This is a genomic window from Streptomyces sp. Isolate_45 (assembly GCF_024721315.2).
Lineage (GTDB): Bacteria > Actinomycetota > Actinomycetes > Streptomycetales > Streptomycetaceae > Streptomyces.
The window spans coordinates 1-23,927 of the sequence record NZ_JANFAK020000107.1 but is presented as its reverse complement, the minus strand read 5'-3'; the positions used below and the strand labels follow the sequence as shown (position 1 = coordinate 23,927).

18 protein-coding genes, 1 tRNA gene, 1 pseudogene and 1 CRISPR repeat array are annotated in these 23,927 nt (G+C 69.1%); of the genes and pseudogenes, 8 read left to right on the top strand and 12 right to left on the bottom strand.

Going from position 1 to position 23,927, the window contains the following annotated elements:
- Positions 1-109 precede the first annotated feature (109 nt).
- Genes NOD94_RS28355 through NOD94_RS28345 form a run of 3 tightly spaced genes read right to left on the bottom strand, consistent with a single transcriptional unit; the run spans position 110 to position 2,750 of the window.
- Positions 110-868, bottom strand: coding sequence for a DUF4097 family beta strand repeat-containing protein (locus tag NOD94_RS28355; RefSeq protein ID WP_281208972.1), 759 nt, complete (start codon positions 866-868; stop codon positions 110-112).
- 5 nt (positions 869-873) lie between these two features.
- Positions 874-1,518 carry a response regulator transcription factor gene (locus NOD94_RS28350; protein WP_281208971.1) on the bottom strand — a complete coding sequence of 215 codons (645 nt, stop codon included), beginning with the start codon at positions 1,516-1,518 and terminating at the stop codon, positions 874-876.
- Positions 1,509-2,750: a sensor domain-containing protein gene (locus NOD94_RS28345; RefSeq protein ID WP_281208969.1), complete on the bottom strand. Its 1,242-nt coding sequence runs from the start codon at positions 2,748-2,750 to the stop codon at positions 1,509-1,511. Before NOD94_RS28345 ends, NOD94_RS28350 begins: the two co-directional genes overlap by 10 nt.
- A 284-nt stretch (positions 2,751-3,034) precedes the next feature.
- Here NOD94_RS28345 and NOD94_RS28340 point away from each other — a divergent pair, with 284 nt between their 5' ends.
- A complete protein-coding gene (locus NOD94_RS28340) occupies positions 3,035-3,382 on the top strand; it encodes a hypothetical protein (RefSeq protein WP_281208968.1) in 348 nt (115 codons plus the stop codon).
- Between the two features lie 185 nt (positions 3,383-3,567).
- Here the strand turns inward: NOD94_RS28340 and NOD94_RS28335 are convergent, their stop codons facing one another.
- The 3 genes from NOD94_RS28335 to NOD94_RS28325 form a co-directional block, all read right to left on the bottom strand.
- Positions 3,568-3,693 carry a hypothetical protein gene (locus tag NOD94_RS28335; protein ID WP_281208967.1) on the bottom strand — a complete coding sequence of 42 codons (126 nt, stop codon included), beginning with the start codon at positions 3,691-3,693 and terminating at the stop codon, positions 3,568-3,570.
- Between the two features lie 569 nt (positions 3,694-4,262).
- Positions 4,263-5,948 carry a helix-turn-helix transcriptional regulator gene (locus tag NOD94_RS28330; RefSeq protein WP_348652359.1) on the bottom strand — a complete coding sequence of 562 codons (1,686 nt, stop codon included), beginning with the start codon at positions 5,946-5,948 and terminating at the stop codon, positions 4,263-4,265.
- A gap of 1,351 nt (positions 5,949-7,299) precedes the next feature.
- Complete coding sequence (locus tag NOD94_RS28325) at positions 7,300-10,293, bottom strand: MFS transporter (protein ID WP_281208966.1); 2,994 nt, start codon at positions 10,291-10,293, stop codon at positions 7,300-7,302.
- A 248-nt stretch (positions 10,294-10,541) separates the two neighbouring features.
- Here NOD94_RS28325 and NOD94_RS28320 point away from each other — a divergent pair, with 248 nt between their 5' ends.
- Positions 10,542-10,673, top strand: coding sequence for a hypothetical protein (locus tag NOD94_RS28320; RefSeq protein WP_281208965.1), 132 nt, complete (start codon positions 10,542-10,544; stop codon positions 10,671-10,673).
- Between the two features lie 72 nt (positions 10,674-10,745).
- Positions 10,746-11,261: a CRISPR direct-repeat array (repeat unit 29 nt; unit sequence GGGGTCATCCCCGCGGGTGCGGGGAGCAG).
- Positions 11,262-11,567: 306 nt separating this feature from the next.
- Complete coding sequence (locus NOD94_RS28315) at positions 11,568-12,200, top strand: DUF4352 domain-containing protein (RefSeq protein ID WP_281208964.1); 633 nt, start codon at positions 11,568-11,570, stop codon at positions 12,198-12,200.
- 164 nt (positions 12,201-12,364) lie between these two features.
- Here the strand turns inward: NOD94_RS28315 and NOD94_RS28310 are convergent, their stop codons facing one another.
- Complete coding sequence (locus NOD94_RS28310) at positions 12,365-12,781, bottom strand: hypothetical protein (protein WP_281208963.1); 417 nt, start codon at positions 12,779-12,781, stop codon at positions 12,365-12,367.
- Positions 12,782-12,832: 51 nt separating this feature from the next.
- On the bottom strand, positions 12,833-13,540 hold the full coding sequence (locus NOD94_RS28305) for a hypothetical protein (protein WP_281208962.1): 708 nt from the start codon (positions 13,538-13,540) through the stop codon (positions 12,833-12,835).
- A gap of 1,227 nt (positions 13,541-14,767) precedes the next feature.
- On the opposite strand from NOD94_RS28305, the gene NOD94_RS28300 reads away from it, so the two are divergent.
- Positions 14,768-15,595: an SUKH-3 domain-containing protein gene (locus NOD94_RS28300; RefSeq protein WP_281208961.1), complete on the top strand. Its 828-nt coding sequence runs from the start codon at positions 14,768-14,770 to the stop codon at positions 15,593-15,595.
- A 216-nt stretch (positions 15,596-15,811) separates the two neighbouring features.
- On the opposite strand, the gene NOD94_RS28295 is transcribed toward NOD94_RS28300, so the two are convergent.
- The 3 genes and pseudogenes from NOD94_RS28295 to NOD94_RS28285 all read right to left on the bottom strand — a co-directional run.
- Positions 15,812-16,165 (bottom strand): peptidase inhibitor family I36 protein, encoded by a 354-nt coding sequence (locus tag NOD94_RS28295; RefSeq protein WP_281208960.1) that lies wholly within the window; start codon positions 16,163-16,165, stop codon positions 15,812-15,814.
- Positions 16,166-16,744: 579 nt separating this feature from the next.
- Positions 16,745-17,479, bottom strand: a complete 735-nt coding sequence (locus tag NOD94_RS28290; RefSeq protein ID WP_281208959.1) for a formylglycine-generating enzyme family protein — start codon at positions 17,477-17,479, stop codon at positions 16,745-16,747.
- Positions 17,480-17,670: 191 nt separating this feature from the next.
- Positions 17,671-17,796, bottom strand: a pseudogene (locus NOD94_RS28285) (transposase); the annotation flags it as partial.
- 546 nt (positions 17,797-18,342) lie between these two features.
- Between NOD94_RS28285 and NOD94_RS28280 the strand changes: the two are divergent.
- Both NOD94_RS28280 and NOD94_RS28275 read left to right on the top strand, forming a co-directional pair.
- Positions 18,343-19,503: a ParA family protein gene (locus NOD94_RS28280; protein WP_281208958.1), complete on the top strand. Its 1,161-nt coding sequence runs from the start codon at positions 18,343-18,345 to the stop codon at positions 19,501-19,503.
- Positions 19,500-20,687, top strand: a complete 1,188-nt coding sequence (locus NOD94_RS28275; protein ID WP_281208957.1) for a ParB/RepB/Spo0J family partition protein — start codon at positions 19,500-19,502, stop codon at positions 20,685-20,687. Before NOD94_RS28280 ends, NOD94_RS28275 begins: the two co-directional genes overlap by 4 nt.
- Before the next feature lie 156 nt (positions 20,688-20,843).
- Here the strand turns inward: NOD94_RS28275 and NOD94_RS28270 are convergent.
- Positions 20,844-20,962: transfer RNA gene (locus tag NOD94_RS28270), tRNA-Gly, on the bottom strand.
- 173 nt (positions 20,963-21,135) lie between these two features.
- On the opposite strand from NOD94_RS28270, the gene NOD94_RS28265 reads away from it, so the two are divergent.
- Together NOD94_RS28265 and NOD94_RS28260 are read left to right on the top strand one after the other, a co-directional pair.
- Entirely contained in the window at positions 21,136-21,486 is a 351-nt protein-coding gene (locus NOD94_RS28265; protein ID WP_281208956.1) for a DUF1330 domain-containing protein, read from the top strand.
- A gap of 356 nt (positions 21,487-21,842) precedes the next feature.
- Positions 21,843-23,060, top strand: a complete 1,218-nt coding sequence (locus NOD94_RS28260; RefSeq protein ID WP_281208955.1) for a methyltransferase domain-containing protein — start codon at positions 21,843-21,845, stop codon at positions 23,058-23,060.
- The last annotated feature ends 867 nt before the right edge of the window (positions 23,061-23,927 follow it).

The window sequence follows — 23,927 nt, the reverse complement described above, 5'->3', positions numbered from 1 at the left end:
GGACCACACATGAAACACGCCCACGCGGTTCCCGGCCGATTGCCGTCTGCCCGTGACCGCCTGACGGCACGCCTGTTGCCCATTTTTGGCGTATTCCTGTTGGCCTCCATCAATGGTGGATGTCGATACCGCCGTTGTTCGTCTTCACGGTCACGGTGTGGTTGGCCTTGCGGTCGACCGGGATGTCGATCTTGGGGTTGCTGTTGGCACTGGTCGCCTGGATGTAGTAGCCGGAGGAAGGCAGGGTGAGATCGACGCCGCCGTTGCCGGTGGTCACGTTCGCCATCGTGGGGGCAGTGCGGAATGCGGCCCTGACCTCGCCGCCCGTCGTCGTGGCCTCGAACCGGTCGGACGTGGCGCCGGCCACAAGGATCTGACCGGTGGTGCTGTTCAGGGCGAGCGGCCCGGAGGGGTCGGAGAGGTCGATGCCCCCGGAGCGCGTCCTTATCTCGAGACTGCCGGCGAGGCCTCGCGCGGTGGTCCCCCCGTCGACGGTGGTCACCTTCACCGCGAGCCTTTCCGGCAGCGAGATGTCGAGACGGAAATCGTCGCAGTCGCCGGAGCACGACTGGGACACGGTGATGGTCGCGCCGACTGTGCTGGTCGTCAGCTTCGGCGGGGTGCTGCCGGTGTACTTGCCGGAGGCGGAGACATGCACGAAGGAATCGCTGCTCGCCTTCAGCGAGACACCCGCGTTCGCGGTGTCGATGCTCAGCAGGGTGGCGGCGGACGCGTCGGCCTGGCCGGCCGCGGAGAAGCTGTCGCGGCCTTTCATCACGTTGACCACGGACCAGGCGCCCACGGCGACGACGACGAGCAGGACGATCAGACCGCTGCTGATGATGAACCGACTCTTGACAGAAGACATTGCTTTCAAGCTCCCAAGTAGCGCAGGACTGCGCGGACCCGGCGGTTCTCGCCGTCCTCCGGGTGCAGTCCGAACTTCGCGAAAATGTTGCTGATGTGCTTTTCGACTGCGGCGGGACCGATGACCAGTTGTGCGGCGATCCCCGAGTTCGAGCGGCCCTCGGCCATGCCTGACAGGACGTCCTTCTCCCGGGGGGACAGCGCGGCGAGCGGGTCCCGCTTGCGGCTGCGCGCCAGCACCTGCTTGACCACCTCGGGGTCGAGGACGGTGTCCCCCAGCACGATCCGCTTCAGGGCGTCGACGAAGTCGTCGACGTCGGAGACCCGGTCCTTGAGCAGATAGCCGACCCCTCGGGTGTCGTCCCCGATCAGGTCGATGGCGTAGCTCTCCTCGACGTACTGGGAGAGGACGAGCACCCCGACCTCCGGCCAGCGGTTACGGATCACCAGTGCGGCGCGCAGACCCTCGTCGACGAAGGTGGGCGGCATGCGTACGTCGACAACGCACACATCGGGATGGTGCTCGGCAACGGCCCTCAGCAGGGCTTCGCCGTCGCCGACCGCGGCCACCACCTCGATGCCCTGCTCCTCCAGGAGCAGTACGATCCCCTGCCGCAGCAAGGTGGAATCCTCGGCGATCACTACACGCATTTCATGTCCACTTCGATGACGGTCGGCCCGCCGACCGGGCTGGTGACCCTCAGTCTGCCGTCGACCCCGGAGACCCGGTCCGCGAGGCCGCTCAGGCCACCGCCCCGTCCGAGGGTCGCCCCGCCGATACCGTCGTCGCCGATCGTCACCGCCAGCCGGTCGTCGATACGGCGGATCGTCACCCAGGCAGTGCTGGCCGCGGCATGCTTGGCCACGTTGGTCAGGGCCTCGCTCACCACGAAGTAGGCGATGCCCTCGACCGTGGTGGACGGCCTCGGTACGGCATCAACGTCGATCGTGACCGGGATCGGGGAACGGGCGGCCACCGCGGACAGCGCGGCGTCCAGCCCCCGGTCGGTGAGGACCGGCGGGTGCAGTCCCCGGGTCAGGTCGCGCAACTCGTTGATGGCCTCGCGGGCTTCGCTGCGGGCACTCTCGATCAACTCCACCGTCTCGGGGTGTCCAGCGCCCCTGAGCCGCGAGCTGGCCCGGCCCAGAGTCATAGCCATGGCCACGAGACGCTGCTGCGCACCGTCGTGCAGATCGCGCTCGATCCGCCGCCGCTCGGCCTCCGCGGCGTCGACCACCCGTGCCCGGCTGGCCGTCAGGTACGCGACCTGCTGGGTGAGTCGGGTGTCCCGGGAGGGGGCGAACAGAGTGCGGGCGAGAGAGACGTCCAGGGCCCGCAGGGTGCGTATCACCGCCGGTGACACCGTCAGGCCGGTAAGCACTCCGACCGCCGCGACGGCCAGGGCCGTGCCCGTGTTGTCGATGTTCAGCGGACCGATAGCGGCCCGCCCCAGGGGCAGCTCCGCGTAGTAGAAGGGCAGCAGGGCCAGCATCGTCGGGCCGGCCCAGGCCAGGGCGACCGCGACCACGTTCAGGGCAGACACCGGGATCAGCAGCGCGAAGTAGCAGACCTGCCGCCACGTCGAGCGGTTGGTCAGCACGGTGAGCGTGGACCGCAGCAGGTTCCTGGACAGTTCCGGAGCCGACGGTGCGGGAATCTCCAGCCCGCACAGGATGGCGTACCGGTCGCGCTCGGCATCCGCGAGTCGTTGCAGCAGCCAGGCCGCCGCGATCACCAGTGGTGCGCCGGTGAGGGCGACCGGCAGGAGGCAGATGCCGGTCACCAGCAGCGTCAGCACGGCGAAACCGGCGAGCGCGGATACGCCGTCGGCCGCCAGGTGCGCGGACGCCAACCACAGCTGGGGCGATTTCAGAGCCCGCACGGGATTGCGTGGAAGGACCTGGCTCGCGGTCCCCGTCCGCGAACTCGGCTTCCCGGTCACCTGATCCGGCCCGCACCACCTGTCGGAGCCGGCATCCCGACTCCTGTACTCGTCCATCGTGGTCCCATGCTTCTCGATTCATCCGCTGACTCCGAAAACACTAGGCGGGTGGCCCGCGTCAGCGGCACACGGACAACCCACGAGTTCGGGGTAGGGAAAACCCACCGCCGGGCCGTGGGGAGACAGGACTGGCAGCGGAGGCTTTGACGGGCAGAGTTGTGGCCATGGCAGCAAACCAGTTGATGACGGAGGACAGGTCGATGACCACCACTCGGGTGTCCTGCGGCGATCCGCTTCTCTTTGAGGGCCGCTTCGGCGACCTCATCGACGACCGTGTGGCCGAGGCTCTCGACGAGCTCCTCGGCGAGAGCCTCGACGCGGCCATAGCCGCGCGGCTCCGGCGGTACCGCAAGCGGGACCGGCCCTTGATGGTGTCGCTGGTCACGGTGGTGTCCGGCCTGTCCGTGGTGATGGTGGACCACCCCGGCGCTGTCGCAACGCTGTGGGTGGCTGCGGCGGTCATCTGCGCCTGCCGGACGCGGTTCTGCCGGCCGTACGAACCTGACAGGTGAGGCACCAGTAGTACGGCGCCCCCACCATGCCGCAGCGCCTCCCCCGGAGGCTCCGTCATTGGCCGCCGACTCCCAGCTCTGCCACCCTGCACGTCTACGACGGAAAGCAACCTGCGGCACCCGCAGACGTCCGGCCTTCCGCTACCCAATCCCTGACGGGCCCGCACGCTCCGGGCGCCCGCACCTCACCGGGGCCGATTCGCTGCTCTACAGCCCGGCTCCCACGGTCCGCAGCGGCCGGTGGCCCGCTCGTCGAACTGGGCCAGTCCGTGCTCGTAGTCCACGGTGATGGAGCCGTAGTAGTTCACCACCGAGCTGCAGCGGCCTGGACCTGGGTGAGAAGGACCTGAACCGGGATTCATCCCCGCAGGTGCGGGGAGCAGGCGGAGTCGGTGGGGCAGGGTCTCTCGGTCGCGGGGTCATCCCCCGCAGGTGCGGGGAGCAGGGACAACCTCTGCGGCGGCCCGCTTAAGGGCTTGGGGTCATCCCCGCGGGTGCGGGGAGCAGTCCGGCGACGGCGAGGGCGACGCTCGGATCCAGGGGTCATCCGCGCGGGTGCGGGGAGCAGTCCGCGTTGTGGGGGTTGATCACCCCATCCTTGGGGTCATCCCCGCGGGTGCGGGGAGCAGTCGTACTCCTCTTCACCGGCCCCGTGCGCGGCGGGGTCATCCCCGCGGGTGCGGGGAGCAGGCTAGCTGAGCTGGGAGTCTATGGGCCCACCCGACCCGGAATCAATCTTCTGGGACTCCCTGTTCAACCAACTGAAGGGCTGAGGTCGAGTGGGCGACGCCGGGCGTCGAGGCCGATAGGCGGCGATCAAGCCCGCAGTGATCAGTCGAGGATGCCGAGCACCGTGTCCGGACGGCGCCCTTGCCTCGCCCTACCGAGTGGGGCCGACGAGAGCCGTGAGTTCGCGGACGCCGGCCGTGCGTGGGTGGCTGCTCTGGAGGTCGGTGACGATCTGCCGAATGGGTGGCCGGTCGCGGACTTCCGAGCGGGACACGCGGGCAGCCTTGAGCAGTTCGGCGGCCGCTTGCTCGGGCCGGCCCCTCAGGTGCCACGCCCGGGCCAGGTCGGTGTGCATCCGGCTTTTGCGTTCCGCGGTGGCGAACTGGGCCGGGTGCAGTCCCTTTCCGGCTTCCAGAGCAGCCCCGGCGTCGCCGAGTGACCAATGCACACCGACCGCGTAGAGGTCGATCGCGGCCGGGGTGATGGGGAACAGGCGCCCGGGTGGGGCCTGGCCCGGTAGATCGCGGGCCGCCCGGGCGGCTTCACGGATCATTGCAAGAGCCTGGTCGCGGTCGTCGGCGATAGCCGCGGTGTAGGCACTGGAGGCAAGCATCTGCGCGTACGCGGAAGCCTGCGCAGCATTGTTCAGGCCCGTCGCCTCGACGCGCGCCACGGCGGCCTCGATGTGGCGCTGCGCTGCTGCCTCCTGGCCCTGGTGGCGGAGTACGGCGGCGAGTTCGCGGGCGGCTGCCGCGGCCGCGAGGGGGGAGCCGGAGATGTTGGCGTACGTGGTCGCCCGGTCGGCCACGAGTCGTGACTGTCGGTATGCGCCGAGCTTGTTGAGAATGGTGGCGGCGAGGGTGTAGGCGGCGGAGAGCCGGGCGTAATCGACATCCTGTCGGGCCTCGGCCGCGTGGTGTGCGTCGCCCAGGAGTCCAGGAAGGTCTTCCACGAGCTGGGTGTGGCGGCCGGCGTCGAAGAGGGTGCGGGCGGCTGCCAGGCGGGCGTCCAGGGGGACGGGGGAACCGCTCGGGTCCGGGGTGACGGCGAGGGCAGTCTCCAGGCCTCCGAGGAGGCTGAGGGGCGTGGCGAGGCCGACGGCGGTGATGACGGTGCGGCGGCGCATCGGGTCCTCCTGAGCAGGCGACGGATCATCAGCAACTTTAGGCACCATACGAGTTGTCAGGTCTAAGGAAGCGATGAGGAGGTGGCCGGGGACACCCACCTCGCCGGCGGCCCGCCTGATCAGGGCGAGGTCCGACAGAGACCCCTGTTCGAGTCGGCTGACGGTGGAGCGGGAGCAGCCGAGTCGTGCTCCGAGGTCAGCCTGTCGCCAGCCGAGGGCCTTCCGGCCGGTGCGGATCAGGGCGCCGGGGCGGTGACGGGCGACGAGCGTGAGGACGTCGCGGCCGCCGCTCGCGCCGCGCCCACGGCGCGTGACCGTGGAGCGCGCCGTACAGCCTCGAAACAGGGGCAGGCGCCTGCCGCGGCTTCGCTGGGCCGCCCGACACCCGCTGGCATTTCTGCGGCGCAGCGGATTCGGTGCAGGCCTGAGCCTGGTGGTCCTGCTGTTCGTCGGCGGTTTACGCGTACGCCGCTCACCTTTCCTGACCGCCGTCGCCACGGGGGATCGTCGCGCCCCTGTCCCGCCGCGTCGTTGTCGTCCTGGATCCGGACCAACCGCACCCGCAGGATCGAAAGCTTCAGGAGGCCGTGCGGGAGCGGAGCGGCTCCGGGTTCTACCCGGCGAAATCCGTACTACCGACCGGGCTGCTCGACGACGGGTGCGGGGAGCAGCAGATGAGACCGCCCGCCATCCGGCGCTTGTCGGGGTCATCCCCGCGGGTGCGGGGAGCAGGGGCCGTCCGCCCGTGTAGCTGACGCCTGCGGGGGGTCATCCCCGCGGGTGCGGGGAGCAGTGCGGGATGTGGGTCGCGTCCCAGCGCGCCGCGGGGTCATCCCCGCGGGTGCGCGGCGACGTCGGCTGTGGCCAGCCGACCCAGGGGTCATCCCCGCGGGTGCGGGGAGCAGGCCAGGGTCGCGAAGCAGTCCATCACGTAGGCGGGGTCATCCCCGCGGGTGCGGGGAGCAGTGCGGGATGTGGGTCGCGTCCCAGCGCGCCGCGGGGTCATCCCCGCGGGTGCGCGGCGACGTCGGCTGTGGCCAGCCGACCCAGGGGTCATCCCCGCGGGTGCGGGGAGCAGGCCAGGGTCGCGAAGCAGTCCATCACGTAGGCGGGGTCATCCCCGCGGGTGCGGGGAGCAGTGGCCACCAACTTCGGCTGGGACGCGGCCACCGGGTTCATCCCCGCGAGTGCGGGGAGCAGTTGCCGGCCGCGTTGATAGCGCCCATGACCGCGGGTTCATCCCCGCGAGTGCGGGGAGCAGGCCTGCCCTCAACCTTTGCCGGAATAGGGCGAGGGTTCATCCCCGCGAGTGCGGGGAGCAGTCGCCCCGGAAACGAGGGCGGCCCCAACCCGGTGGGGTTCATCCCCGCGAGTGTGGGGAGCAGCGACGTACGGGCGTGCGGACACGGACGGGTCGGGGTTCATCCCCGCGAGTGCGGGGAGCAGCGTCGGCGTCACCCTCGATGAGGTCGTAGATCGGGTTCATCCCCGCGAGTGCGGGGAGCAGCACGGAGCTTTGCAGGTCCCGGGCCGCCTTGAGGGTTCATCCCCGCGGGTGCGGGGAGCAGTGAGCCCCGTGGCGACCGAGGAATCGATCAGTGGGTTCATCCCCGCGGGTGCGGGGAGCAGGCTAGCTGAGCTGGGAGTCTATGGGCCCAGTCGGCTCGGATCGGGCACTTTCACTGATTCCGGCAAATGTTGTTAATCGGCATTTTATTCATATAAGGGCACTCCCCGACACGGCCCTCCGGGACCCGTTCAAGGTAGTCACCCCGACCGGACCCCCAGCGGGCTCCGGTCGCCGTGCTCCGCCACTGCCCGTCCGTCAAGCCCCCGCCATCCGGCGCGTCGTGCGCCCCCGCAGGCGGCCAACGTTGCTGAGGATGCCGGCCTCCTGCACCGCAGGAGGCCCCGCACTCCAGCCCGTACACCCCGCAGCTCTCGACGCACGACTCGGCGTCAGCTGCCGATTCAGGCCGGCCGGGCGCCTGGAGCTGGGCAGCGAGGGAACCGGCTTCCCTCGCCGCGCCCTCCCCCGCCCCCGCCCCCGCGAGCCGGTGGATCAGACCAGACCCACAAGGTCAGCGAGCCAAGCCCCCGGGGCGGTGAAGAGGCCGAGGCTCCCGAAGGCTCCCAGCGGAATGCCCGCTCCTGCCCCGACCGCGACTGTGCCGGTCAGCACGTCGGTGTAGCGGGTCCACTCCTTTCCGGACGTCGCTTCGCTCCGGAACCTCACGATCTTCACGTGCAGGACGTAGGCCGTCAGGGTCAGTGCGGTCAGGCCGAGAAGTACGTAGAGGATCAGGAAGCTGAGGTCCGGCTTCGGGTCGGCGCTCAGCGCGTGGCGGAACGCCGACGTGGTGACGGCTGCCATGTACGCGGGCAGCAGCGCGACACACAGGACGACGACCCCTTCCAGTAGATCGGCCAAGGAGTCGACGAAGGTGGGCAAGGCCCGTGGCTCGGCGCCCGAGGCCGCCGGGAGGGCCGCGACGATGACGGCGGCGATCCCCGCGCACACCGCTGTGGCGAAGAGGGCTTCCCCGTACGTCTGAGCGAGCAGCTGCTGTTGCGTCGCCGTGGTGTCGCCGTGACCGGCGGCCACGCGGTCGGCGAGGACTGCGGCGCCGGCGATACCCAGTGCACCTGACGCGCATGCCGTCTTCCAGAGTTGCTGGGGAAAGACCGTCGACGACGGTGACTGCCCCATGCGGATGGCCGTCGAGCCCACCCCGGCCAGGATCAGCGGCATCAGCACATCCCACAGGTCGGCACCCACCGGGCCGACCCGTGACACCAGCAGCACGCCGCTTCCCGCGCACAGCAGGCCGACGGTGCGGACGATCAGACGGCCATGGAGGGTGAGACGACGGGCTACCCAACCGGCCGCCGGCTGAGGCGCGAGGACCGCGCACATCAGCGCTGCCGTGCTCAGGACGTCGTAACGCAGCACCTCGTACAGGTAGAGCACGAGGTACACGGGGGCGACGTACAGAACCTGTGCGCCGAGCAGGGCCGCGAGACGCTCGGAGGCGGAAGGCGGGGGCGACGGCGGGCTGTACCGGCTCTCGTCATCCTCGTCCCACGTCGCGGACTTGACCATGGCGTACCAACCGGCGGCCACAGGGACCAGGACGGGCAGCGAGTACCAGGGGTGTGTGACCAGCAAGCCGATGCCGGCCGTGACCGCCAGGAGTCCCGCCAAGTAGAGCGCCGTGACGCGGAGGTTGACCGACGTCATGTGCTGGACCCGGATGGCGAACGGCCCGATGCCGACCGCGGCAGTCGGCTTGGTCCAGGAGTCGGGTGGCAGGAAGAAGAAACCCGCGATGAGGAGGGTGCCGCCGAGCCATGCCGGCCCGTGGAAGACCCACTGCCATCCCCACTGCTGCGCCGTCAGCCCGGCCGCGAGGCCCGTTGCCGTTCCGGCGGCCACGAAGGCGGTCGTGCAGGGGGTCCACACGTCGGACCGGAATCCGGCGCCGATCGTACGACCGTTCGCCGTCCGACCGTTCCTGACGGTTTCGAGGAGCGGCAGCAGGGACGACAGGAGGAGACCTTGGCCCAGGCCCTGAAGGACTCGACCGGCCGCCATCCAGGTCGCTCCGGGCCCCCACGGAGGTACGGCCAGCACACTGCCCGCGGTCAGTGCGAGCACGCCGATGAGGAAGAGCCGCTTACGGGTGGAGCGTGCCTGGGCGGGATGACTCCACAGGAGACCGGCGGCGAGCCCTGCCAGATCACCGGCGATCACCCACTGGGTGCCGTTCGGCGTCAGGGACATCCCGTCGCGGATCTGCGGGAGGGTCAGGAGCGCCCCACTCGCGCTGAACGAGGCGAGGAGGACAGCCGCGTGGATCACGGTCATCGCGAGCCGCCTGTTGCGCTCCTCCACCAGTTCGTATCCGGACGGCAGGCGCTTCCTCCGGCGGTTGGAGGACGGACGCGGCTCGGGCTCGGCATCGGGGTCGGACGGCCGAGTCGGCTCCTGGTGGTCCCGGCCGGTGGCAGGGGGCACGGTCGGGGCCGGTGGCGGCATCGGATCGTTTTGGCCGGTCGGAGGGTTGTCCGGGGTTGTCGGAGACAATTCCTCGTCGCCCGGCGGCACGACCACACCCGGGATGTGGTCCGGGAAAAGGCCGATGTCCTTGCTCGCCCGGTCCTTGGCGTCCCGGCCACGTGCGAGCCGCTCCTGGGCGATTTCGACCTCGAGCGCGGCGGTGTCCTCGACGTCGATGTCGTACTCGGGGAGAGTCTGTACCTGTGGTTCGTCCGCCCTCGCCTCGTCCTGCGGCGGCGCCTCCTCGGCCACGATGGTCTCCGGTGCCTGCTCCCGCAGTCGGGTGAGCTCCTTCTCCTTCTCCATCAGGAGCCGTGTCGCCTCCTCGGCCACCCTGCGCGCGGCCCTGCCGTCCTCCTCGGCACGCCTGAGCGTTTCGGCCGTGGCCGCCTCGTTGCGCTGCGCCCGCTCCAGCCGCTGCTGCAACGCGTTCAACTCGGCTTGGTGGGCGGGTGGAGAGGCGAGTTGAAGAACGACCTGGGAGCGCAGCCGGTCCCGTTCACGGGTCAGGGATTCGATGCGGTTGCGCATGTCGTTGAGCTGGACGTACATCCTGGTGGCGACGTCCTGCGCCTCGGACCGGGCCTGGTCGCTGAGCCGTTGCGCGTGGCGGAGCGTTTCGATCTCCCCCTGTGCACGGGCGAGGCCCTTCCTGGCCTTCTGCAGTTCCGCTTGCACCGTGCCGGGGACGACGACCGGTGTCGGGGCGTCGTCGATCTTCCTGAAGAGCTCTCCCACCTGGGTGAGGCGGGCGGTCTGGACGGCGGACTCCCCCGTGGTGACGTCGATCACCGCTTCGGCCATCTCACGGGTCAGTGTCTTGCCGTTCAGGAAGTCGTACATCTTGCCCTGCTGCGGTACCCGGGGCGCCTTCGGGTCCGCTCCGTTGCGCAGCGGGAAATGATCATCGGTCAGTTTGGCGTGGAGCGCCTTGACGTTGATCGCGGCCTCGTCGATCCACCCCCGCAACAGCGTGGCGATCTCATTGATCTCCACGGTGTCGCCCTGCAGCGGACCCCATGGCCTGCCGGCCCGAGTGCGTGGCGGCATTCCCCTCCCCCTCGTTTATGCCGGGACAACCCCTGCCACGGCCCCGTTACCCCCGGACAACCCCTTCCGTCACCCTCCGGCACCAGGCGGAGGCGTATCTGTTATTTCACCACCGCAGAAGGCGAGTTGGTAAGCCGGGCCCGCCGTCGGCGTCACGAGCAGGACGGCGGGCCTCCGAGCCCCAGGAGGCCCTGATGGACCAGCAGCCCAGGCACGGCCGGCCCCGTACGTCCCGGATGAAGGTCGCCCTGGCCCTCGCCGGCGCGGCCCTCTCGGGCGCCGTACGGGCCGTCACGAGCTACCTCCTCGACAAGTTCAACGACTGATCCGGCGCGACACGACGCGGGCCCGTCCGAGCGGACGGCCCGCGTCGCAGCCCTCACCGGCGAACGGGCCGCCGGAACATCCCCGCGGGTGCGGGGAGCAGATTTGCTGTGTTGCGCTCCTCCCTCGCGGGCGGGGGCCATCCCCGCGGGGCGGGGAGCAGTCCAACCGGGGAACGCTCGCAGAGCGTCTCAAGGGGTCATCCCCGCGGGTGCGGGGAGCAGAGTTCGTCGATCTGCCGCTCCAGGGCAGCGACGGGGTCATCCCCGCGGGTGCGGGGAGCAGGCGAGGCGGATCACGCGCGCTGCGGCGAGCTCGGGGTCATCCCCGCGGGTGCGGGGAGCAGGGATCAGCACCGTCTACGGGGCGGATCTCGCCGGGGTCATCCCCGCGGGTGCGGGGAGCAGAGGAGGGGTGACATGTCTCTGGTTCCACTGACGGGGTCATCCCCGCGGGTGCGGGGAGCAGTGGGACATGTGGGACCAGAGCACCGGGATCGGGGGGTCATCCCCGCGGGTGCGGGGAGCAGTACCGGCCGCACCGGTCGCGCCCGCAGGACCAGGGGTCATCCCCGCGGGTGCGGGGAGCAGGCTTCCTGAGCTGGGAGTCTATGCGCGCGGTGGGCTCATATTCTGCACTTTCAGCGACTCCGGCAAATACGCCAAAAGCTCCACCTCTTGACGTAGGGAACTCCACGGAACAGCCGTCGCCTTCCCCAAGCGGTCCGAGTCGCCGCCATCCCCGTCGGCGCTCCTGCGGTGCCTGGTCGGCGGCGCGGCCGGCCTCTGCCTCGCCCCCTATCGCCCCGTCGTCGCCTTCCCCACCCGGGCGGGTGACAGGCGTTGCTGAGGACCCGTCATGCTGACCTCCAGAGCACACACGCCCCGGGGGGATCCATGCGCCACAGCAGTGTCAGAGCCATCACGGTTTCCGTCAGCAGCACGGTCAGTACGATGGTGGTCCTCGCCGCGCTCACCGCGTGCGGTGGTCCGGACGCCTCAGGGTCGGGCAAGGGTCAGGTGTCGCCCGGTGCGGCCGGGTCCGGCAGTCCGGCCGCCTCGTCCGCAGCCGCAGCCGTGGCCCCGCCTTCGCCGACGCGGGCCAAGAAGCGGTTCGCCGTGGGTGAGGTCGCCGAGTTCGACGACGGCACCAGCAAGGTGAGTGCTGTCCTCCTCGCCTACACCCAGCCCGTCGCGGGGCCCCGGCCGCCCGACCCCGTCACCCAGGGCGGTGACGTGTGGGCCACCGCCGAGGTCAAGGTCTGCAACACGGGGGGAGAAAACTTCAGCGTCAGCCAGTTCCCCTGGTCACTCGCCTACGAGGACGGTACGCGCATCAAGGTCACCGGGCTCAACGGCGGCGACATGCCCAAGCCGGAGTTCCCGAGCGGCGACGAGGTGGTCAAGCAGGGGGACTGCGTCCGAGGCAAGATCCCCTATCCCGTACCGGGCGACAAGCGGCCGGCGCGCGTCGTCTACGCGCCCCAAGGGCTCGACGAACCGATCGACTGGTCCGTACCCGCCGCGTAGGGCCAAGGCCCGCCCCTGACCGGAGACACGGTCAAATCGGGCAATGCTGTACGGCCGCGCGCTCCCCCGGCCCGGTGGATATACTGGCGGAACCATTCTGTTACTCAGGCGCGGAAGGCCCCCCACTTCGGTGGGGGGCCTTCCGTCTTTGGTGCGCCTGCTCCCTACGCGACCTGCAGCTTCGGCCGGCCGGTCGGGCTGGGCGGCGTCTGCTGGTACGTCGGCAGCTTCAGGTTCGGCAGGTCGCCCGTCTGGATGCGGACCAGCGCCGAACGGAACGCCGCTTCCATGTCCTCGGGGCTTTCGTACTTCGCCGCGAGCGGGTGGAGCCGGTACGAGTTGCCGTTGCGCTCCTCGCTGCGCGGCCTGAGGACGATGTTCAGGTCGCACAGCGGCGCCATGAGCCCGCTCACGGCCTGGGGCGTGACCCCGTACTCGGCCGCCATGTCCTTCTGCCGGACCGGGAGCGTCCCGCCGAAGTCGCTGCGGGAGACCAGGTACTGGAGGAACTTGACGGCGGACCCGGACAGCGGCAGGGCCCAGATGCGCTCCGCGATGATCGGAGACATGACGTTAGCCATGGGAGAGCCTTCCTCGTGAGCGGGCGCCCGCACGGGGGCGTGGCAGAACTATCATCCGGTACGCCTCCTACCCTGAAAGCGGTCTTCGTCCTCACGTCCGAAGTCGAGTTCGAGCTCCTCCTGGTGGGCACCTTCGGGACCCACCGCGTAGGGGAACGCCTCGACGTCGTGTTCGTGCCGGTCGGAGATCTCGGCGAGCACGTCGTGCTGTGCCGTGCTGTTGCCGTTGAACCACAGCCGTACGTTGATCTGGATGCGGCCGTTGCCGGCCTTCTCCACCCAGTTGTAGCCGCACAGCCCTTGGACGGCGCGGTTGACCGTGGATCGCGTGATCATCTTGCCGCCCTTCTGGGCGGCGATCTTGTTCAGTCCGTCCGTGATCTCCTGCTGCGTGTACTGGGTGATGCCCGTCCCTGGCACCTGCCCGCCCGCCACGAAGAGGAAGACGCACAGCTGTGACTTGGTGATGCTGTTCGCGACGGCCAACTGCGCCAGCAACTGCGTGAACCAGTTGCTGGCCAGGCTGTACCCGGCGCCCCCGGCCATGTCGTGCACGGCACGCGGGTCGGCGGCGTACTCGAAGTGAACTCCCTTGAGCCGACGGCGGCCTGCGGGGTCGGTGGCCTCGGCCACCTTCTCGCCGAGCTGCTGGCCGAGGACCGCCAGGATGTCTCCGTACTCGGCATCGTTCCCCGCGGCGGTGGGAGCGGGTACTGGCCGGGGCCCGCGCCGACGACGGGCGGGCGGATCAGATGTCACAGGACCTCCTTGTTACTCAGGCGGTCCGAGACTATCCAAAACATCAACGTGTGCTTGTCTTTTGGCGCTCCGACTCGCCGGACAAGGGCTCTCGCGACGACTCTGTTCGAACACTGCGCCAAAAGTACACGGTACGTGAAGTTCCTCCGCGCCAAAGCGCCGGAAGTACACGGCTGCTTGATTTCGGTTGTCGCGATGGCGACACACATTTGCAACGCGCACGCATCGATTTCGGCTCTTGGCGGCTCGGGCGCAACTCTCTGACCTGCGGTGTTTCCAGGCCTGTTGGGGCTTCCAGAAACTAAAGCAGTGCTTGAGTTTTTCGCGAAATGTGCTCCCCAGGTACACATTTCAGGACCCCAAATGTGTCCTGGGGGACACATAGGTTGGGACAAAACCGCAGGTCAGAGGCTTAAAATCGCGGCGCCCTCTTATTAAAGAGCAACCGTCCCGGACGGCCTCAGCCACACGCTGATCCTGGTTCGTTGGGCTCATCCGAGGCTCTGAGGCAGGGTGTGCCGCAGGCCCTGCCGCAGGTCATGCCACGTCCCGACAGTTGGCGAAGTGTCAGTACTCCCCCACGACGACCCCCGCCACGTCACGTGAAACTCAACGGGAGCTGTACTTTCTGTGATCGGCCACCTCCCCCACAGCAACCGCTGCCCAGCGCAACCACCCTTTGCCCGCGCCCTCATGCCCAGTGAGGGCGCCCAGCGCCCGAGGGGTGCACGGCCGACCGTCAGGGAGGTCGGGCAGGGCCTGAGGGGTGGGCGGGTCCAGGGCGCCAAAGCGCCTGGCGAGGGGGTCTGGGGGGCGAGGAGCCCCCCATGCCGTGGCCGGTCCAGCGCGGCCAGGCGCTGGCGGGGTCCAGGGGCCGGCCCCTGGGATGTACGGTCCGCATTTGATGACTGACAAGATCCCGGTTCTTCGCAGGCATGAGTCGCTGAAGTGAAGGAGTGTCAGGTAACTCCTACGAGCCCGGTGTCCTGTCTCGGTGAAGGTGGGCCGTGGACATGCGGTGACCAGGCCTGGTTCGGGTTGACCTGGACGGTGGCACGATTCTCGTCTCGGTCAACCCGAACTGCAGGCACCTTCTCCACGGCTTCCCGCTTGCGCAACTAGCTCGACGAGGAGCTGGAAGGGAACGGCGATCGCGCACCTGGCGTGGCCGTAGCTCGGGGCCTTCGTTGTTGACCGGGACAGTGAAAGTGCCACATCGTCGGGGGCATGGGATCTGAAGGCTCGAAGCGCAGTCACGCAAAGGCTTGGGCGGAGCTCCTGGAGGCGAATCGTCCTCAGTCGGCTGAAGACGAGCGGTCCTCGCCATCCCTATGGCTGTTGCTTCAAGCAGCCAGGCGTGAGCCGCTGCTGAGTGCGATGTATCCGTGGATCTCGATGCGGCAGCTCAGCTTGTCGGCATCGGACAGCTGGGAGGAGCGGGGCCATGAGCCGCTGCCGGCGATGTTTGCTCTTCCGGAGTCATATTCGGTAGTGGGCCGCTCGGAACGGCGACACCCGGTCACCTTCAAGACGGCCGATCCCGCCGAGGCTGTCGCGTTCGCAGCCCGTCTGATCCGTGACCGTCAGGTAGCTCAGGTTGAGGAGCCGCACGTCTGGTCGGCCGAGGTGGACGCAGTACTGCGTGGTGCGGGCTGGTATCCCGGGCGAAGCATCGACACGACAGTGTGGCGAGAGCGGCTGGAAGCGGACGGCTTTCGTATCCATGCTGCTGCCGAGGACTTCCTGCGCGAGTTCGGCGGCTTGACGGTCGGCAGCAAGGGTCCCGGGATCACCAGAGCGCGGGAGCCGTTCGAACTCGACCCGTTGCTTGCGCTGGGCGAGGACGACCGCTTCGGCGAGTGGGGCGAGGAGATCCGCCGCTGCCTCTTCCCGCTGGGCGAACTTGACCACGGGCACGCGTTCCTCGGACTGGACGAGCAAGGCGAACTGTATGTCGTGGCCAACTGGCTGGCCCGGTTCGGCCGCATGCCCGAGGCCATGGAGAACCTGGTCCTCGGAGTGATGCCGGTCCGCATGGCCGCCCTTGGCCACTGAGAAGGAAGGCCGCGGTTTCCCCGCGAACCTGCTCCGCAAGCTCGAAGCCGGCCGGCCACATCGCCTCAAGGGGCCCGCGGCACCGCTCACCAGGGGCAGGTTGTCGACCTCGCACTGCGGCTTCGCCGTCGGCATGCCTTCACAAAAGATGCTCTGGCCCCGCTGTCGGCGGGGCCAGAGCCACAAAATCCCCATGTCAGAGCCGGATATGCTCGCTCAGCACTTGAAGACGGACTCGATGTCGTCTTCGGCCCAGAACGGAAGCTGATCCCAGTTTTCGTACGGGCCGACGGCCATGACGTTCCCCTGCCGGTTCTGTCCGCTGTAGAGGCAGACCCGCATGTTGGTCTGGTTGGAGAGGGATGACGTCACGTTGTTGAAAAGACCGAGAGACCTGTGATAGCCAGGCGTATTCACATTGCCAATATTGTGCGACAGGATGTTCAGCTGGCCGCTTCCGAAGTTCGTATTCCGATAGAGGCACAGGCGCCCCACGTCGCAGTTCGGTGGCTGCGAAGCAGCGGTGGCCGGCGGCCCCACCATCGTCCCCGCCACCACGAATGCCGACACGATAAATCCGGCACGAAGCCGCGCAAAACCCATATTTTCCCTCACACCGCTAACGGAACTACCCAAGCTTCACCGTGGCCGACCTGCATAGGCTCCGTAGCGGCTAGGACCATCCAACTTTACTGCAGGCGTTGGAAGTTCGTCTCCAGCCAGCTTGGACCCTTCGGCCAGTCCAGATCGGCTGCGGCCCTCCTGGCGAGATCACCCATGGCGTCCCGATCCGTCACATGTCTCGCCGGCCAATCCGGGACCCCACCCATCGGGCCGCCCTTGTCTCCGAAATCACCAGCCTTGGCCCTCGCTACCGAGCAACCGAACTCCGACGGCCAACGACCCCCCACAGTGCCCCGTCATTTCGCATATGGCAGTGACCCACTCGCGCACGGTGCCCGACACCTCTCGCGCAGTCGTCCACGAGTCCTGAACACTGCTGGCCGGCACAAACGCGGATCGGGTGAAAGGTACCTACGCCGCAAGCCCAACAGAAGCGACGGAATGTGTGGACAGGTCGGTACAGCTGTAAATGCACAGTTTTGAGGGGATGCCGCCTGTGATGCGATGTCGGCATGGTGCCTGGTTCTACGCGGCGGGTGCCGCCAGGCGGAAGCCCACGCCGATCGCTTCGAGGTCCGGCTCATAGGCACCGTGGCGGCGGGCGCACCGGGCCAGGTCCCGGTCGTGGCGGAAGGAGCCGCCACGGGTGATGTGCCGGTCGAAGGCCCAATCCTCGGTGCTCGGCACCTCTGCGGGCGCGCCGGGGTAGGGAGCATAGAGGGTGGAGGTCCACTCGTCGGCGTTACCCGCCATGTCCAGCACGCCGAAGGGGCCGGCTCCGTCGGGGAACGAGCCGACCGGCGTCGTGGTGCCGATGCCGAGGTCCACCAGATTGGCCAGGCCGGTGCGGTACTCCTGCCCCCACGGGAACTCCCGGCCGTCGTCGCCCCGCGCGGCGCGCTCCCACTCGTCCTCCGTGGGCAGCCGCACATCGAGGCCGAGCCGTTCCCCGAGCCACCGGCAGTAGGCCGTCGCCGCCTCCCAGGCGACCCCGATGACCGGGTGGTCCGCAGGCCTCTGCGGGACCGGCCGGCCGGTGGCCGCCGCGAAGACTGCCCACTGGCCGACCGTGACCGGGGTACGGGCGATCCGGAACATCGGGACGTGGATCTCCGCGCGCGGGGCTTCCTTCGCGTACCACTCCACCGGCACCCCGGTGTCCGCGTAGCGGCGGGCCACTACCGCCACCTCGTCGACCGGCGTACCCCGACGCAACAACCCGGCCGGAATCTCCACCCAGTTCACCTGCTCCACCCGCATGGCTCCTCCTCGGCTCGAACGAACAACCCTCATGATCACCTTCGTGATCGGGGCGGGCATCGGCCGATGGACCCATCTCGACAACAACCTTGGAACCAGGACTTCAGGCCACGGACCAGCTGCGCTCCGGCACAACGAGCGGCGCACGGTCGCGTGCACCAGGCGGAGCACTTCCTCCGTGTACGCCGACACCAGGCAGCGAAGTAGCCGTAGACCGTCTCCCACGGGGCGAAGTCATGAGGCAAGTACCGCCAGGGGACCCCGGTTCGATCGACGTGAAGGACCGCGTCCATGATCTGGCACAGGTCATGCTGGGGGCGGCCGCCCGCTCCAGCCACGACTCGTAACCCACATGCCGCCACAGGTTGCGGACCAGTACCAACCACACCAGTTCCTCTGACCTCGGAAGACAGGAAACCGGCGGGTCGGCGACACGGCCTCGAACCGGACAGACCGCAGATGCCTCAGCCGCCCACGTTCTCTGACGTCGGCCGTGTCCACGTGCTCCAGCTCGACGTCGTACACCGACGTCTCGTCCGCATGCATCGGGCCTCCGGCGTGAACCAACCAGCTCTACGACCGTAGGCAGCGAAGAGCCCACGTACCTGGAGAAGACTGAGACACCGCACAACTTGCCCGGAGATGTGTGAGACACCGCCCGGGTTGTCTGGAGTTCGTAGAGACTGCCCGGACTTGGCTGAGACAGGACAAGTTGTTCCAGACCGCCTGGGATTGGCTCACCGCGAGCGAGGCAGGTCACCCGGGTACCCGGTGACATTCGCTGCCAACAGAGCCTGAATCCGGGCAAAGTAGCTGGGGCGAGCCTCTTCGCCTTCCGGCCAGAAGGTTAGTAAGGTACCCGCATGACCGCTCCATACGATCCGGAAGACAGGGAAAAGGTAGTCGTCAAGCTGCCTGCCTCCCTGCGACAGGAACTCAAGGTCCGCGCAGCCCAGTTGGGCGTGGACATCCAGGACGCCGTCACCGAGGGCGTACACGCCTGGCGTGCCGATGCCTCCGCCGCGACCACCGTGGACACCTCCGGTGCGTCCTCCTTCTCGACGTACCTGCCCAGTGGGCTGTACGGCGACTTCAAGGACGACTGCAGGGCCCGGGAGGTCCCGTACAACCAGGGTGTCGCCCAGTCGATCCGTTTGTGGCTGGACACCCACCGCACTCCGGTGGGCCGGCACCGGCCCGCGCACGAGGGTGCCCACCGGATCGTGGTCTGCAACCAGAAGGGTGGCGTCGGCAAGAGCGCCATCAGCAACGGTGTTTCGCAGGCGCTCGCGGAGACCGGCGCGCGCGTGTGCGTCATCGACTTCGACCCTCAGGGCCACCTGACGCGACACCTGGGCGCGGAGATGCTGGGCATCAAGGAGCTGAGCCTGGCCAAGCACATGCTCGGCGAGATCGAGGGTCGTGTCCGGGACCTGCTGGTTCCGATCGAGCACGGTGTGTTCGCGGGACGGCTGTTCCTCCTGCCCGCCTGCAAGGACGCCTTCCTGCTGGACGCCCGGCTCGCGACGACACGTCACGTGCGGACGAAGGAGACGGCGCTGGAGAAGGCCCTGGAGGATCTGGAGGAGGAGTTCGACTTCATCGTCGTCGACTGCCCGCCGAGCCTCGGGTACACGATGGACACCGCTCTGTACTACGCGCGGACCCGGGAGGGCGAGGCCGAGAAGACCTCCGGCCTGATCATTCCGGTCCAGGCGGAGGACACGTCGGCCGACGCCTACGACATGCTGAGCGAACAGCTCGAGGATCTGATCGACGACCTGGACATCGAGATCGCGCAGCTCGGCTTCGTGGTGAACCTGTACGACAGCCGCAAGGGCTACGTGGTGACCTCCTCCCTCAACAGCTGGAAGGAGTTCGGTGATCCGCCGGTCATCACCGTCATCTCCGACCTCAAGGAGCAGCGTGAGGCGGTGCGCGTGAAGCTTCCGCTGCTGCACTACGCGCCTGAGTGCGAGCAGGCGGACGCGATGCGCGAGATCGCCCGGAGGATCGTGGGATGAGCAAGAGCGACCTGCTCGGTACGGGCGCGGCGTTCAGCAACGCCAGGCGTACCGGGGGACGGAGCGAGCGCGGGCGGGCCAAGGCCGTCGCGCAGGGCGACGTACCGGCGTACGAGCTCGTGCGCGTCCCCCTGGACCAGGTGTCGCCGACGCCGCTGAACCCGCGCCGGAACTTCGGCACGGACGAGGAGATGACCCGCTTCGGCGAGGAGCTGCGGCAGGCGCAGCTGTCGGCATGCGTCGTCGTCGGCCGGGGTGCGTACCTGGCGCTGTGGCCGGACCATGAGTCCCGGATCGGGGCGGCGGCGTACGTCCTGATCAATGGCGAGCGGCGGTTCCGCAGCGCGCTGCACGTGGGACTGGAGGCGCTTGACTTCGTCGTACGGGACGACCTGGCGGGCTCCCGCACGGACTTCATCGACCACCTGCTGGCCGAGAACCTGGAGCGGGAGGACTTCGACGTCGTCGAACGTGCCCGAGGTGTTCAGCAGCTGGTCGACACCTGCGCCGAGGGGGGCAAGGAGCACGGGGCGAAGTCGCGGGCGGCGGAGCGCCTGGGCAAGTCTCCGTCTTGGGTCACCAATCAGCTGGTGCTGCTGGAGCTGCCGGAGGAGATCCAGCGAATGCTGAGCGCGGGGGAGATGCCCGAGCGCGACGGCCGGCTGCTGGCCCGTGCGGCGAAGGACCGTCCGGGGGTGGGGGCTGCTGAACTGCTGGATCTCCTGAAGGCCAACAAGGCCGAGGAAGCCCAGGTCAAGGCGGTGCAGCGGGAGATCCTGCGGGATGCGCAGGAGGTGACCCCGCCGGCTGTGGTCAAGGTTTCGGACCCGGGGGAGGGGGCGCCCGAGCCGGCCCGACTTTTGTCCGCGGACAAAAGTCGGGAGCCGCAGCCGGTGCCCGAGTCGCTGTCCGAGTCGCTGCCTGAGCCGTTCGTGCCGGTCGCGGAGCAGGCAGCGGAGAGCCCGGTGGCCGCGCCGATGCCGTCGGCGCCGACGAGCCCGCGGGAGCCGGTGCGGGCGCGCGAGCAGGAGGGAGTCATCCCGCCGCAGGCGCGGGGCACTGACTCCGGGGCGGTGGCTTGGCAGGACCCGAAGGCCGTCTACGAGGCGATCCGCCAGCACATGTCGGCGGAACACCGCGAGGCGTTGGCGCTCCTCCTGATCGAGGGCAACCAGGACGGGTAGTCACGGAGTTCGGCCATGGGTACGAGGGGCCCGATCCTGCGCAGGCAGGGTCGGGTCCTTTGCCGTGGTCGTGGCGCGGCGCCTGTCGACTCCGCAGGCCGGTCGCGGGACGACATGGCGCGTCCGTGTTCCGGACCGGGTCCGGGGCATCGGTTGCGGTGCCGACGGGATTTGAACCCGCGGACAGAGGGGAGCAGGTCCGCCCCGTCTCCGTCAGTCGCCGTGGGAGGGACCTCGCCCACGGCGATCGCATTGGACCGCTCTGCCACGGCACCGCAACCTACGGGACCACGCGCGGTCCCGCTCCAACTCAGGGTAGGGACAAGGCTCTCCGCGGACGAACGCTTATTCGGGCGATGGTGCTGTCGATTACCTCCGGGGTTATCGCACCGCCCGGCTGCCGCCGGCTACGTTCGAGGGCATCCCCCTGGAACCGAGGAGCCCGATGATGCCCGCTTACGGATTCGCCCATCTCCGCGGCCGCCGACATCACCCCGACGTCGTCGAGTACCTGGAGCGCATCCAGGCGACCCTCGACCCTTTCGCCGGCCGCTTCGTCATCCACGGCCCACCGGCCGAGGTCGTGGAGGGAACGTGGCCCGGCAGCATGGTGCTGATCGAGTTTCCCGGCCTGCCCGAAGCCCGTGCCTGGTACGACTCTCCGGCCTACCAAGCCATCCTGCGCCTGCGTGCCGACCACATCGAGGGCGACCTGCTGCTGGTCGAGGGCGTCGGGTCGAGCTACGACCCCGCCGAGCGAGCTCGCAAGCTGCGGGCCGAGGCCGAGCGGGCGGGGTAGTCCGCCGGCACGCAGTCCGGTGGCGGGTAGTCCGGTGGTCGCCGGTGATGCGAACGTCACGAACATGCACTTCGGAGACCACTCTCATGGGGTAGTGCGTGTTGGCGCTCGCGGCCGGTACAAGCCACACAGCGGCCTGGCTGATGAGCGGGAGCCGGGGGCGGCGCAATCCCGCGCAACCGCCGGACGGGAGCGGTTCCGAGCACCTAGCGTGCTCGTCGGGGTGTTCCGAAGCCGAGTTCGGTGTCAGCCCGATCCGCTCGATCCGCCCGCCCCGGTACCGGGGCAGCGCGTACTCCGTCAACCCGATGGGAGAACCGGATGGGCAAGCATTCCGGACAGCCGCAGGACAAGCCGTGGACCCCTCCGCCCAGCGGAGGCAGCTCGGGCGGCGGTCGGCCCTCGCCCCAACCGTCGTCGCCTCCGCCCCCTCCGCCGGGGAAGAAGTGAACCGGGAGATCTGCCGGGGAGCCCTCGTGACCGCGGGACTGCTGCGGGAGCGGTGGCTGACGGAGGCCTTCGACGCGGTGGACCGGGAGGCGTTCGTCCCGCGGGCGGTGTGGTTGAACGTGCCGGACGAGGACGGGCTCTGGACGTTCATCGACCGCGAGGAGGATCCGCAGGCCTGGGGCAGGGCGGTATGGGATCCCCACCGGTCGGTGGTCACCCAACTCGACGACGGCGACACGGCACCGGGTCCGAGCGCGGGCGAGTTCACCTCGTCCGTGTCCGCCCTGGACATCGTCCTGCGCAAGCTCGCGGCCCTGGAACTCGGCGAGGACCACACCGTCCTGGAGATCGGTACCGGCTCCGGATACCACACCGCCCTGCTGTGCGAGCGGGTCGGCGCACGGCACGTGACCACGGTCGAGGTCGACGAGGCGCTCGCGGCCAAGGCCGTGACCAACCTGAAGGCACAGGGCTACGAACCCGAACTGATCACGGGCGACGGACTCCTCGGGGCTCCCGAGCACGCTCCGTTCGACCGGGTGATCAGCACCGCCGCCGTGCGCCGGATCCCGCGCGCGTGGGTGGAGCAGACGCGGGACGGCGGGCGGATCCTCACCCCGTACGGCACCGCCTACAGCAACGCGGGCCTGCTCGACCTGGTGGTCGACGGGGGAGCGGCCGAGGGCAGGTTCATCGGCTCCTCCTCGTACATGTGGGTGCGCGGCGAGCGGCCGACCGTCGACCTCCGGGTCCCGGACGAGTCGACGGGCCGGACCTCACCCATCGACCCGGAACAGGTACTGGGCGCCGGGTACCTCCAGGACTTCGCCATCGGCCTCCAGGTCCCGGACGTCTCCTTCTCGCACCGGGGCGAGGGCCAGGACCGGAAGGTGCAGTTCGTCGACGAGGCCGGCACCTCGGCCACGATCGTCCGCTACGGCGACTGGTGGGAGGCCGGCGCGGTCACCTCCTGGGGCCCGCGCGACCTGTGGGCCGAGGTCACGGCCGCCTACACCTGGTACGAACTGCGGGGCCGCCCGCACATCACCCGCTTCGGCCTCACCGCGAGCCGGTCCGGGTCGCAAGCCTGGCTGGACGACCCCGACCGTCCGGTCGGCTGCTGAACCCAGGGGCCCATCCACGCGCGGGATGGGCCCCGACTTTTGTCCGCGGACAAAAGTCGGGCGGGCCCGGGCGGACCTGTCCGGGCGGTTCCGCGCTGAGACCGATCACCGCGCGCAGAGACATTTCCGCAGGCCCGGGGAGCAGAAGCACGGGTTCCCCCGCGGGTGCAGGGAGCCGAGAAACCTTCCCAGCGTTGGGAAGGCTTTGAGGGGGATCATCCCCGCGGGTGGGGGAGCAGAACTGTCCGGTGCTCCTACCCCCCAGGGACCATCCCCGCGAGTGTGGGGAGCAGGCGAACGTGTGCGCGCCGATCACAATTTTGTGAGGACCATCCCTGCGGGTGCAGGGAGCAGGGTTCCACGATGCACATCGTCCGGTCGTCCCGGGGACCATCCCCGCGGGTGCGGGGAACAGTTCATTGGTCCCGCGCCGTCCATCACCATCACGGGACCATCCCCGCGGGTGCGGGGAGCAGGTGTCGAGCAGATCCTCGGCGACATCGACGCCGGGACCATCCCCGCGGGTGCGGGGAGCAGCGTCACGAAGGACAGGCCGATACCTCGTCCTCGGGACCATCCCCGCGGGTGCGGGGAGCAGCCCCCCTCTCCGGTGAATGGAGAGGGGCCCCTGGGGACCATCCCCGCGGGTGTGGGGAGCAGACGCGTTGCCGCAGACTCGGCAGCGGCGCGATGGGACCATCCCCGCGGGTGCAGGGAGCAGCGGGGTATGGCCCGACAGCGCTGGGAGGACGAGGGACCATCCCCGCGGGTGCGGGGAGAAGGGGGTTCTCCGTCCGGTCGGCTGCTGAACCCAGGGGCCCATCCACGCGCGGGATGGGCCCCGACTTTTGTCCGCGGACAAAAGTC

Bases quoted from the DNA above. Each gene is read 5' to 3' on its own strand.
- NOD94_RS28265 (WP_281208956.1), top strand. From the start codon at position 21,136: ATGCCCGCTTACGGATTCGCCCATCTCCGCGGCCGCCGACATCACCCC.
- NOD94_RS28315 (WP_281208964.1), top strand. From the start codon at position 11,568: ATGCGCCACAGCAGTGTCAGAGCCATCACGGTTTCCGTCAGCAGCACG.
- NOD94_RS28320 (WP_281208965.1), top strand. From the start codon at position 10,542: ATGGACCAGCAGCCCAGGCACGGCCGGCCCCGTACGTCCCGGATGAAG.
- NOD94_RS28350 (WP_281208971.1), bottom strand. From the start codon at position 1,518: ATGCGTGTAGTGATCGCCGAGGATTCCACCTTGCTGCGGCAGGGGATC.
- NOD94_RS28300 (WP_281208961.1), top strand. From the start codon at position 14,768: ATGGGATCTGAAGGCTCGAAGCGCAGTCACGCAAAGGCTTGGGCGGAG.
- NOD94_RS28330 (WP_348652359.1), bottom strand. From the start codon at position 5,948: ATGACCCCGACAAGCGCCGGATGGCGGGCGGTCTCATCTGCTGCTCCC.
- NOD94_RS28280 (WP_281208958.1), top strand. From the start codon at position 18,343: ATGACCGCTCCATACGATCCGGAAGACAGGGAAAAGGTAGTCGTCAAG.
- NOD94_RS28275 (WP_281208957.1), top strand. From the start codon at position 19,500: ATGAGCAAGAGCGACCTGCTCGGTACGGGCGCGGCGTTCAGCAACGCC.
- NOD94_RS28340 (WP_281208968.1), top strand. From the start codon at position 3,035: ATGGCAGCAAACCAGTTGATGACGGAGGACAGGTCGATGACCACCACT.
- NOD94_RS28310 (WP_281208963.1), bottom strand. From the start codon at position 12,781: ATGGCTAACGTCATGTCTCCGATCATCGCGGAGCGCATCTGGGCCCTG.
- NOD94_RS28290 (WP_281208959.1), bottom strand. From the start codon at position 17,479: ATGCGGGTGGAGCAGGTGAACTGGGTGGAGATTCCGGCCGGGTTGTTG.
- NOD94_RS28355 (WP_281208972.1), bottom strand. From the start codon at position 868: ATGTCTTCTGTCAAGAGTCGGTTCATCATCAGCAGCGGTCTGATCGTC.